This is a genomic window from Mycolicibacterium arseniciresistens (assembly GCF_030519285.1).
Lineage (GTDB): Bacteria > Actinomycetota > Actinomycetes > Mycobacteriales > Mycobacteriaceae > Mycobacterium > Mycobacterium arseniciresistens.
Genome location: NZ_JAUMSQ010000273.1, coordinates 1 through 11,681 on the forward strand (window position 1 = coordinate 1; position 11,681 = coordinate 11,681).

Annotated in this window: 9 protein-coding genes; 7 read left to right on the forward strand and 2 right to left on the reverse strand. The window is 69.8% G+C overall.

The window, feature by feature from the left end; all coding sequences use genetic code 11:
* From Q2100_RS25110 to Q2100_RS25140, 7 genes are all read left to right on the forward strand, one after another.
* On the forward strand, positions 1 to 1,300 hold a 1,300-nt coding region (locus Q2100_RS25110), incomplete at its 5' end, for an HNH endonuclease signature motif containing protein (protein WP_302916241.1).
* A 67-nt stretch (positions 1,301 to 1,367) separates the two neighbouring features.
* Positions 1,368 to 1,889, forward strand: coding sequence for a TM2 domain-containing protein (locus tag Q2100_RS25115; protein WP_264013540.1), 522 nt, complete (start codon positions 1,368 to 1,370; stop codon positions 1,887 to 1,889).
* The gene (locus Q2100_RS25120) at positions 1,879 to 2,292 is read left to right on the forward strand and encodes a DUF2752 domain-containing protein (RefSeq protein WP_302916242.1); all 414 of its coding nucleotides are present in this window, start codon (positions 1,879 to 1,881) and stop codon (positions 2,290 to 2,292) included. Before Q2100_RS25115 ends, Q2100_RS25120 begins: the two co-directional genes overlap by 11 nt.
* Positions 2,293 to 2,377: 85 nt before the next feature.
* Positions 2,378 to 6,937 (forward strand): glutamate synthase large subunit, encoded by a 4,560-nt coding sequence (gltB, locus tag Q2100_RS25125; protein ID WP_302916243.1) that lies wholly within the window; start codon positions 2,378 to 2,380, stop codon positions 6,935 to 6,937.
* Positions 6,930 to 8,438 (forward strand): glutamate synthase subunit beta, encoded by a 1,509-nt coding sequence (locus tag Q2100_RS25130; RefSeq protein WP_302916244.1) that lies wholly within the window; start codon positions 6,930 to 6,932, stop codon positions 8,436 to 8,438. The genes gltB and Q2100_RS25130 overlap by 8 nt, the downstream gene beginning before the upstream one ends.
* Positions 8,439 to 8,465: 27 nt before the next feature.
* Complete coding sequence (gene pyk, locus Q2100_RS25135) at positions 8,466 to 9,884, forward strand: pyruvate kinase (RefSeq protein ID WP_302916245.1); 1,419 nt, start codon at positions 8,466 to 8,468, stop codon at positions 9,882 to 9,884.
* Positions 9,885 to 9,925: 41 nt separating this feature from the next.
* Complete coding sequence (locus Q2100_RS25140) at positions 9,926 to 10,789, forward strand: acyl-CoA thioesterase II (RefSeq protein ID WP_264013545.1); 864 nt, start codon at positions 9,926 to 9,928, stop codon at positions 10,787 to 10,789.
* Here Q2100_RS25140 and Q2100_RS25145 read toward each other — a convergent pair.
* Both Q2100_RS25145 and Q2100_RS25150 read right to left on the reverse strand, forming a co-directional pair.
* Positions 10,786 to 11,334, reverse strand: a complete 549-nt coding sequence (locus Q2100_RS25145; protein WP_302916246.1) for a DUF4190 domain-containing protein — start codon at positions 11,332 to 11,334, stop codon at positions 10,786 to 10,788. The two genes, Q2100_RS25140 and Q2100_RS25145, sit on opposite strands and share 4 nt — an antisense overlap.
* A gap of 10 nt (positions 11,335 to 11,344) precedes the next feature.
* Positions 11,345 to 11,681: ATP-binding cassette domain-containing protein (locus tag Q2100_RS25150; RefSeq protein WP_302916247.1), on the reverse strand; the 337-nt coding region annotated here is incomplete at its 5' end.

An 11,681-nucleotide genomic window follows, 5' to 3' on the forward strand; every position in this document is an offset into this window, starting at 1 on the left:
GTCCATCGTCGATGTGTTGCTGCATCGCACCAGCTTGATCACCGATCCCGACATTCTGGCGGGGGTGGATGCGGCGTTGGCGGGTGCGGCGGTGCGGTTGATGACACTGAGTCCCGGTCAGCTGTGTGGGCATGTCGACCGGATCATCGCCCGGGTGGACCGGGATGCGGTGCGGCGACGCAAGAGGGCCCGGGAGCTCCGTGAGTTCTGGGTCAACGACGGCCTCGACGGGATGAGCACCTTCGGCGGCACCATGAGCACCGTCGATGCTCAGATCTTCGAGCGGAGTGTCGACGCGATGGCCGACACCGTGTGCCCCGATGACCCCCGCACCAAGCGGCAGCGCCGCGTCGATGCCATCGCCGCGGTGTGCAGCGGCGCCGAACGCCTGCCCTGCCAATGCGGCAACGCTGCTTGCCCGAAGAAGGACGCCCTGGCCGCCCCCTTCGTCATCCACACCATCACCGGCCCCAACACCGAAGGTGGGGGTGCCGCCGACACTGAGGCCGCCGCCGAAGAGGCGGACACCCCGGCCGAGACCGCCGACATAGACGCCGAAACGGATACCGACGCCGACGGCTCGGTCGAGCCTGTTGACGTGGACGACGCCGAGTCCGACACCGACGCCGACACCGCGGATGATTCGGTGGCGAGCCTGGTGCACAACGACGGCATCCTGCCGCCCGAACAGGTCGCGCCCCTGGCCGAGCAGGCGACGATCCGGCCGCTGATCCATCCCGGCGACGCCCCGCCCGAGCCGCGCTACACCCCCTCGCGCAACCTGGCGGAGTTCGTGCGGTGCCGCGACCTGGGCTGCCGGTTCCCCGGTTGCGACGTGGCGGCGTTCAGCACCGACATCGACCACACCATCCCCTACAGCCAGGGCGGGCCGACCCAGGCGTCGAACCTGAAATGCCTATGCCGCCTGCACCATTTGATCAAGACGTTCTGGGGCTGGCACGACCGACAACAATGCGACGGCACCGTGATCTGGACCAGCCCGGCGGGCCAGACCTACACCACTAGACCGGGAGCGGCGCTGCTGTTTCCCAGCCTCTGCACCCCGACGGCCGCCGCAGTTGTCACACCGCGAACCGACGACCCAAGCGGTGAGCGCACCGCGATGATGCCCAAGCGGCAACGCACCCGGGCCCAATCCCGAGCCGCCCGCATCGCCGCGGAACGCCAACAGAACCGCGAACACCGCGAAGCCCGCCGCCGCGCCCGCCGACAAGCACTCGACGCACTGTTCGCTCCCAAGCCTCCACCGCAACCCGGCGACGAACCACCACCCTTCTGAAAGCCGCCACCACCTTTTCCGGTTTCCCTCCCTTATGGGGAACCGGGGGTTCTGGCATGCTGGCGGCATGACCGATCCCGCGCAGTTCGGCAGCAGCTCAGAGGGCACGACCCCGCCACCTCCTCCGGGGCAATACCCGCCGCCTCCCGGCCAGCACGAGACTCCGCCCGGCCAGTACGGATCGGCCGGCCAGTTCGGCACGCCCGGTGAGTACGGCACGACCGGGCAGTACGGCACCCCGCCCGGGCAGTACCCGCCCCCAGGGCAGTACGGCACGCCACCCGGCCAGTACCCACCCCCGGGCCAGTACGACCAGATGGCGCCCTTCGGCCGTCACCCGATGACCGGTGAGCCGTTCTCCGACAAGTCGAAGATCGTCGCCGGACTCCTCCAGCTCATCGGCCTGTTCGGACTCGTCGGCATCGGCCGCATCTACATGGGTGACACCAAGCTCGGCGTCATCCAGCTCGTCGTGGGCCTCGTGACCTGCGGCATCGGCGCCGTCATCTGGGGCATCGTCGACGCCATCCTCATCCTCACCGACAAGGTGCGCGACCCGCAGGGACGTCCGCTGCGCGATGGAACCTAGCGTCGCATCGAGCAGCCGCACCCGGCTGTACGGCGCGCTGGGCACCGGCGCGGTGGTCGCCGGTTGCCTCGCCTACATCGGCATCGCCGATCCGCATCGCCCCGGCTTCCTGTTCCCCGGCTGCCCCTTCAAGCAGCTGACCGGCTGGGACTGCCCGGCCTGCGGTGGCCTGCGCATGACGCACGACCTGCTGCACGGCGACGTCGCGGCAGCGGTGTCCGACAACGTCTTCCTGCTCGTCGGCCTCCCGCTGCTGGCACTGTGGTTCGCGGTGCGGTGGCGGCTCGGGCGCCGCCTCATGCCGATCGCGGCCATCGCTGTGCTCGTGGTCACCGTGACCACCTGGACCGTGGTGCGCAACCTCCCCGGGTTTCCGCTGGTCCCGACTCTTCTCGACGGGTAGCAACCCACCTCCGCTGATACACTGGCTCTTCGGGCCGGTGCAGTCCCGGAATCGAAAGAATCCGGACTGCGGAGGTACCAAACGAATGCTGTTCTCGGCATTTCCTCGACCGCAAGGTCTGTACGACCCCGCCAACGAGGCCGATTCCTGCGGCGTCGCCATGATCACCGACATCCAGGGCCGCCGCACCCACTCCATCGTCGCCGACGGCCTCGTCGCCCTCGAACACCTCGACCACCGCGGCGCCGCCGGCGCGGAGACGAACAGCGGTGACGGCGCGGGCATCCTCATCCAGCTCCCGGTCGAACTCTTCCGCGACGTCGTCGACTTCGACCTCCCCGCACCCACCGACAACGGCTGCAACACCTTCGCCGCGGGACTCTGCTTCCTGCCTCAAGATTCGGCCGCCCGCGCCGCCGCCACCCAGCGCATCGAGGCCATCGCCGGCGAAGAGGGTCTGGAGATCCTCGGCTGGCGCAAGCTGCCCGTCACTCCCGACGGCGCCGGTGTCGGCACCACCGCGCTGAGCTGTATGCCCTACTTCTCCCAGCTCTTCGTCGCCGCTCCTGAGACCAACGGCGCCCGCCCCGGCGGCATCGACCTCGACCGCCGCGTGTACCCCCTGCGCAAGCGGGCCGAAGCCGAGGCCGAGGCCTACTTCCCGACGCTGTCGAGCCGCACCATCGCCTACAAGGGCATGCTCACCACCGTCCAGCTGCCGCAGTTCTTCGCCGACCTGCGCGACGAGCGCTGCGTGAGCGCCATGGCGATCGTGCACAGCCGTTTCTCCACCAACACCTTTCCGTCCTGGCCGCTGGCACACCCGTTCCGGTTCGTCGCCCACAACGGCGAGATCAACACCGTGCGTGGCAACCGCAACCGCATGCACGCCCGCGAAGCGATGCTGGCCAGCGCCAAGATCCCCGGCGACATCAGCCGGCTCTCGCCGATCTGCACGCCCGAGGCGTCCGACTCCGCGTCATTCGACGAGGTGCTCGAACTCCTGCACCTCGGCGGCCGTGAGCTGCCGCACGCCGTGCTGATGATGATTCCCGAAGCGTGGGAGAACGACTCGGCCATGGACCCCGCCGAGCGCGCGTTCTGGCAATTCCACGCCTCCCTGATGGAACCGTGGGACGGTCCGGCCTGCGTCACCTTCACCGACGGCACCGTCGTCGGAGCGGTGTTGGACCGCAACGGATTACGGCCCGGACGCTGGTGGCGCACGGTCGACGACCGGCTCATCCTCGCCAGCGAGGCCGGGGTGCTCGACGTGCCGTCCTGCCAGATCGTCGCCAAGGGCCGCCTGCAGCCGGGCAGGATGCTGCTCATCGACACCGCCGAGGGCCGCATCGTTCCCGACGATGAGATCAAGGAACAGCTCTCGAAGGCCGAACCGTACGGCGAATGGCTGCACGCCGGCCTCCTCGACCTCGCGACCCTGCCCGATCGGGCCCGAGTGCAGCCCAACCACGACTCGGTCGTGCGCCGCCAGATCTCCTTCGGCTACACCGAGGAAGAGCTCCGCATCCTGCTCACCCCGATGGCCGCCTCCGGCGCCGAACCCCTGGGCTCCATGGGCACCGACACCCCCACGGCGGTGCTGTCGGAACGTTCCCGCCTGCTCTACGAGTACTTCGTCGAGTTGTTCGCCCAGGTGACGAACCCGCCGCTGGACGCGATCCGCGAGGAGATCGTCACCAGCATGTCCCGGGTGATGGGCCCGGAGCAGAACCTGCTCGAACCCACCGCCGCCTCCTGCCGCCAGATCCTGGTCAAGTGGCCGGTTCTCGACAACGACGAGCTCAACAAGATCGTCCATATCAACGCCGACGGTGAGCACCCCGGTCTGCGCACCACCGTGCTCAAGGCGCTCTACGACGTCGAGCGCGGCGGCGAAGGCCTGGCCGACGCCCTCGACGAACTCCGCAACCGCGCCTGTGACGCGATCGCCAAAGGCGCCCGCACCCTGGTGATCTCGGATCGCGACTCCCACCACACCCGCGCCCCGATCCCGTCCCTGCTCGCAGTGTCGGCGGTGCACCACCACCTGGTGCGGACCAAGGAGCGCACCGCCGTGGCGCTGGTCGTCGAATCCGGCGACGCCCGCGAGGTCCACCACATCGCCATGCTCATCGGCTTCGGAGCCGCCGCCGTCAACCCGTACCTGGCGTTCGAGTCGATCGAGGACCTCATCCGCGAGGGCGAGCTGACCGGCATCGAACCGGCCACCGCCGTCCGCAATTACCTCAAGGCGCTGGGCAAGGGCGTCACGAAGGTGATGAGCAAGATGGGCATCTCCACCGTCGCGTCCTACACCGCCGCCCAGGCCTTCGAGGCCGTCGGCATCGACCGCGACGTCATCGACGAGTACTTCACCGGAACGCCCACCCAGCTCGGCGGCATCGGACTCGACGTCATCGCCGAGGAGGTCAAGCTCCGGCACCGCCGCGCCTACCCGGAGAACCCCACCGAACGCGTGCACCGGCGCCTCGAGGTCGGCGGCGAGTACGCCTTCCGCCGCGAGGGCGAGCTGCACCTGTTCACCCCCGAAGTGGTTTTCCTGCTGCAGCATTCGACCCGCACCGGCCGTCACGAGGTGTTCCGCCAGTACTCCGACGAGGTGAACCGGCTGGCCCGCGACGGCGGTGCGCTGCGCGGGCTGTTCGAGTTCCGCACCGACGTCCGCCCGCCGGTCCCGCTCGACGAGGTGGAGTCCGTCGACTCCATCGTGACCCGGTTCAACACCGGCGCCATGAGCTACGGCTCCATCAGCGCCGAGGCGCACGAGACCATGGCCATCGCCATGAACAACCTCGGCGGCCGGTCCAACAGCGGCGAGGGCGGCGAGGACGTCGACCGCCTCTACGATCCGCGCCGCCGCAGCGCGGTCAAGCAGGTGGCCTCCGGCCGCTTCGGCGTCACCAGCGACTACCTGGTCAACGCCAGCGACATCCAGATCAAGATGGCCCAGGGCGCCAAACCCGGTGAGGGCGGCCAGCTCCCGGGCTACAAGGTGTATCCGAACATCGCGAAGACCCGGCACTCCACACCGGGCGTCGGGCTCATCTCACCGCCGCCGCACCACGACATCTACTCCATCGAGGACCTCGCCCAGCTCATCCACGACCTGAAGAACGCCAACGACCAGGCCCGCATCCACGTCAAGCTGGTCGCCAGCGTCGGCGTGGGCACCGTGGCCGCGGGAGTCTCCAAGGCGCACGCCGACGTGGTGCTGATCTCCGGCTACGACGGCGGCACCGGCGCGGCGCCGCTGACATCGCTCAAACACGCAGGCGCGCCGTGGGAGATCGGCCTTGCCGACGCACAGCAGACGCTGATGCTCAACGGTCTGCGTGACCGCATCACCGTCCAGTGCGACGGCGGCATGCGCACCGCGCGCGACGTGATCGTCGCCGCCCTGCTCGGCGCCGAGGAGTTCGGCTTCGCCACCGCACCATTGGTGGTGTCCGGCTGCATCATGATGCGGGTCTGTCACCTCGACACCTGCCCGGTCGGCGTGGCCACCCAGAACCCCGAACTGCGGGCCCGGTTCAACGGCAAGCCCGAGTTCGTGGAGAACTACTTCCGGTTCATCGCCGAGGACATCCGCCGCTATCTGGCCGACCTCGGGTTCCGCAGCATCGACGAGGCCGTCGGGCACGCCGAGATGCTGGACACCGCCGCCGGTGTCGCGCACTGGAAGGCCAAGGGGCTCGACCTGGCCCCGATCTTCGCGGTGCCGACCGACGCACACGGCGTCGAGATCACCCAGCGGCGCAAGGTGAAGGACCAGTACCACGCACTCGACCAGGCGCTGGACCAGACGCTGATCCAGCTGGCCGAGGGCGCACTCGAGGACGCCCACCCGGTTCGGCTGGAACTGCCGGTACGCAACGTCAACCGCACCGTCGGCACCCTGCTCGGCGCCGAGGTGACCCGGCGCTACGGCGCCGCCGGCCTGCCCGACGACACCATCAACATCACCCTCACCGGGTCGGCGGGCCAGTCGATCGGGGCGTTCCTCCCGCCCGGCATCACCCTCGAGCTGATCGGCGACGCCAACGACTATGTGGGCAAAGGCCTTTCCGGCGGCCGGGTGATCGTGCGGCCGCCCGACGACGTGCTGTTCCTGCCCGAGGACAACGTGATCGCCGGCAACACCCTGCTCTACGGCGCCACCTCGGGCGAGGTGTTCCTGCGCGGCCGGGTCGGGGAACGCTTCTGCGCCCGCAACTCCGGCGCGCTCGCCGTCGTCGAGGGGGTCGGCGACCATGCCTGCGAGTACATGACCGGCGGCCGGGTGGTGGTGCTGGGCCGCACCGGCCGCAACATGGCGGCAGGCATGTCCGGCGGTATCGCATTCGTCCTGGGCCTTGACCCGGCCCGGGTGAACACCGCGATGGTCGAGTTGCAGCGCCTCGAACCCGAAGACCTGGTGTGGCTGCACGGCGTGGTCGCCGAGCACGCCCGCCGCACCGGCAGCACGCTGGCGACGTCGGTGCTGTCGGACTGGCCGCGCCGCAGCGCCCAGTTCACCAAGGTGATGCCGCGCGACTACCAGCGCGTGTTGCAGGCGACCCGGATGGCCAAGGCCGAGGGCCGCGACGTCGACACCGCGATCATGGAGGCGAGCCGTGGCTGATCCCAGCGGATTTCTCAAGGTGCACAAGGTCGAGGCGCCCAAGCGGCCGGTCGACGAGCGGGTCGGCGACTGGCACGAGGTCTACGAGCGGCAGAGCCCGCAGGACCGCGCCGCGGAGGTGTCCCAGCAGGCCCGCCGCTGCATGGACTGCGGAATTCCGTTCTGCCACTCCGGAACCGCGGGCTGTCCGCTGGGCAACCTGATCCCGGAGTGGAACGACCTGGTCCGCCGCGGGCGGTGGGACGCCGCCAGCGACCGGCTGCACGCCACCAACAACTTCCCGGAGTTCACCGGACGGCTGTGCCCGGCGCCGTGCGAGGCGGCCTGCGTGCTGTCGATCGGGGAGGACCGCACCGGCGGCAGCGTCACGATCAAGCGGATCGAGAACACCATCGCCGACCACGCCTGGGCAATGGGCATCGTGGAACCCCAGCCGGCGGCCATCGCCACCGGGAAGCGGGTCGTGGTGGTGGGCTCCGGGCCTGCCGGCCTGGCGGCCGCCCAGCAGCTCACCCGCGCCGGCCACGACGTGACGGTCTACGAGCGTGACGACCGGCTCGGCGGCCTGATGCGGTACGGCATCCCGGAGTACAAGCTGGAGAAGTCGACGCTCAACCAGCGACTGGCCCAGATGCGCGCCGAGGGCACCCGCTTCGTCACCGAGTGCGAGGTCGGTGTCGACCTCACCGTCGAGCAGCTGCGGGCCCGCTACGACGCGGTGGTGCTCGCCGTCGGCGCGCTGCGCGCCCGCGACAACGACGTCGAGGGCCGCGAACTCAACGGCGTGCACCTGGCGATGGAGCACCTCGTGCCCGCCAACAAGGAGTGCGAGGGCGACGGTCCGTCGACGATCTCGGCCGCGGGCAAGCACGTCGTCATCATCGGCGGCGGCGACACCGGCGCCGACTGCCTTGGCACCGCGCACCGCCAGGGCGCGGCGTCGGTCACCCAGCTCGACTACAACCCCGAGCCGCCCGAGCAGCGCGACGACACCCGGTCACCGTGGCCGACGTGGCCGCTGGTGCTGCGCACCCGGCTCTCACCCGCGCACGCCGAGGGTGGGCACCGGCGCTACGAGGTGGCCGTGCAGCGGTTCATCGGCGACGGCGCGGGCAACCTGCGGGCGCTGGAGATCGCCGAGGTCACGGTGGAGCGGGACGCCGAGGGCAGGCGGCACATCGTGCCGGTCGGCGAGACCCTGGAGATCCCGTGCGACCTGGCGCTGCTGGCGATCGGGTTCGACGGTGTGGAGCACATGCCGCTGCTCGACGGACTCGGGCTGACGCTGAACCGCCGCGGTGCGCTGCCGTGCGGTTCGGACTGGCAGACCGACGCTTCCGGCGTCTTCGTGTGCGGCGACGCCCACCGCGGCGCGTCGCTGATCGTGTGGGCCATCGCGGAGGGCCGAAGCGCGGCGCACGCGGTCGACGCCTACCTGATGGGTGAGTCGGATCTGCCCGCACCCGTCATCCCCGGTGCGCTGCCGTTGGCCGTCGTCTGAATCGATTAGGGACTATATTGAGGCAACGTGAGTAGACGCGGAAAAATCGTCTGTACCCTCGGCCCGGCCACCGCCAGCGACGAGAAAGTCAAAGCGCTGGTGAAGGCGGGAATGGACGTCGCGCGGCTGAACTTCAGCCACGGCGACTACCCCGACCACGAGGCCAACTACAAATGGGTGCGCGCGGCCTCCGACGCCACCGGCCACGCGGTCGGCATCCTCGCCGACCTGCAGGGCCCCAAGATCCGGCTCGGTCGCTTCGCCGACGGTCCCACCGAGTGGACCGCGGGCGAGACCGTGCGCATCACGGTCGACGACGTCGAGGGCACCCACGACCGGGTGTCCACCACCTACAAGCGGCTCGTCGAGGACGCCAACCCGGGTGACCGGGTGCTGGTCGACGACGGCAACGTCGGGCTGACCGTCGAGAGCATCGACGGCACCGACGTCGTGTGCACCGTCACCGAGGGCGGCAAGGTCAGCAACAACAAGGGCATGTCGCTGCCCGGCATGAACGTCTCGGCGCCCGCGCTGTCGGAGAAGGACGTCGAGGACCTCGAGTTCGCGCTGCGGCTCGGCGTGGACCTGGTCGCGCTGTCGTTCGTGCGCTCACCGGCCGACATCGAGTTGGTGCACGAGGTGATGGACCGAGTCGGCCGGCGGGTTCCGGTGATCGCGAAGCTGGAGAAGCCCGAGGCCATCGACAACCTCGAGGCGATCGTGCTGGCCTTCGACGCGATCATGGTCGCCCGCGGTGACCTCGGTGTCGAGCTCCCGCTCGAGGAGGTGCCGCTGGTGCAGAAGCGGGCCATCCAGATGGCCCGGGAGAACGCCAAGCCGGTGATCGTCGCCACCCAGATGCTCGAGTCGATGATCGAGAACTCCCGGCCCACCCGCGCCGAGGCCTCCGACGTCGCCAACGCGGTGCTCGACGGCGCCGACGCGGTGATGCTCTCCGGTGAGACGTCGGTCGGCAAGTACGCCCTCGACGCCGTCAGGACGATGGCACGCATCGTCTGCGCGGTCGAGGAGAACTCGGTGGTGGTGCCGCCGCTGACCCACGTGCCGCGCACCAAGCGCGGGGTGATCTCGTATGCGGCCCGTGACATCGGTGAGCGCCTCGACGCCAAGGCGCTGGTCGCCTACACCCAGTCGGGGGACACGGTGCGCCGGCTGGCCCGGTTGCACACGCCGCTGCCGTTGCTGGCGTTCACCTCGCTGCCCGAGGTCCGCAGCCAGCTGGCGCTGAGCTGGGGCACCGAGACGTTCATCGTCCCGCACATCCAGACCACGGACGGCATGATCCGGCAGGTCGACAAGTCGCTGCTGGAGCTCGGCCGCTACAAGCGCGGCGACCTGGTGGTCATCATCGCGGGCGCTCCGCCCGGCACAGTAGGCTCCACCAATCTGATCCATGTGCACCGGATCGGGGAGGACGATGTGTAGCCCGATGCGGGTCTAGACGGACGACCGGATGAGGGGGACTCTTGGCGGCAGCCGATTTCCATGAGCTGCTGGCGGTCCTCGACCTCCACCGCGTCGACGACGCGACGTTCGTCGGCAGGCATCCGAGCAAGAACCCGATCCGCACGTTCGGCGGCCAGATGATGGCACAGGCCTTCGTGGCGGCCGGCCGTTCGCTGGACGTCCCGATCGCGCCGAGTGCGTTGTCGGCACACTTCATCGCCGGTGGGGACCCCACCCGCGACCTGGAGTTCCACGTGCACCGGTTGCGCGACGAGCGCCGCTTCGCCAACCGCAGGGTCGACGTGCGCCAGGGTGACCTGCTGCTGACCACCGCGCTGGTGTCGTTCATGAACGGCGGCCGTGGCCTCGAGCACGCCGTCGAGGCGCCGCCGGTTCCCGGACCGGACAGCCTGCCCACGATCGACGACCTGCTCCGCGGATACGAGAAGACGGTGCCGCACTTCGTGGAGGCGCTGCGGCCGATCGAGTGGCGCTACACCAACGACCCGGCCTGGGTGATGCGCGACAAGGGCGAGCGGCTGGACTACAACCAGGTGTGGCTCAAGGCCGACGGCACGATGCCCGACGACCCGGTGCTGCACACCGCGGCGCTGGTCTACAGCTCGGACACCACGGTGCTCGACTCGATCATCACCACCCACGGCCTGTCCTGGGGACACGACCGCATCTTCGCGGTGACCATGGACCACTCGGTGTGGTTCCACCGGCCGGTGCGGTTCGACGAGTGGGTGCTCTACTCCACGACGTCACCGGTCGCCGCCGAGTCGCGCGGGCTCGGTACCGGGCACTTCTTCGACCGGTCCGGCGCGCTGCTCGCCACGGTGGTGCAGGAAGGCGTGGTGAAGTACTTCCCCGGCCGCTAAGGGGTTGCGGTCGGTGTCAGCGTGACGCTGAACTGGTCCTCCATGTTGTTGGTGAACTCTTCCTCGCACTGTTGCTGGGCCTCGACGTCGTTGCCGGCGCTTTGCAGGCAGTCGACGAGGTCGGCGCCGCCGAGTTCGCTGAATCCCCAGATCGACAGCGCGATGGCGACGATCGACACGATCACGCCGAGGGAGCCGAGCACGATGCCCGCGGTGGCGATCCCGCCGTTGGTGGCCTCGCCGCGCTTGGCCCGGCCCCGCCCGATGAAGCCGAGGACGATGGCCGCGACACCGAGCACGATGCCGCCGAACACGGTGAACAGCCCGATGATCGCGACGACGAGCGCGGCGATGCCGATGCCGTTCTTCGGGGCGGTAGGCGCCTGCGCGTAGGGGTAACCGCCGTAGGGCTGGGGAGGGGGCGGAGGATATCCACCGGGCTGGGCGCCGTACTGATAGCCCGGCGGGGGACCCGGTGGTGGTGGAGGCGGCGCGGACGACGACGGATCCGTTGGCGAGTGCTCTGGCTTGTCCGGGTCGGTCATGCGTCGGAGGTTACCCGCCCGGAGGCGAGGTCGAGTCGCAGACAGTCGATGTGGGTGTCAAGTGGTGGGTGGCCACCAGCACCGCGCGGTCGGCCGGGAAAAGGGCGCCGGGGGTGAGCAGTTCGGCGAGCAGTCGCTGCGCGTCGGCGGCGTCGAGGTGTTCGGTCGGCTCGTCGAGCAGCACCACCGGGAAGGTCGACACCAGTGCCCGCGCCAGCAGCAGGCGCCGGCGCTGGCCGGCCGACACCGCCGCCCCGCCGCCCACCAGCACGGTGGACAGGCCGGCGGGCAACGTGTCGAGCCAGTCGGTCAGGCCGGCGCGGGCAAGTGCGGATCGCAGCTCGGCA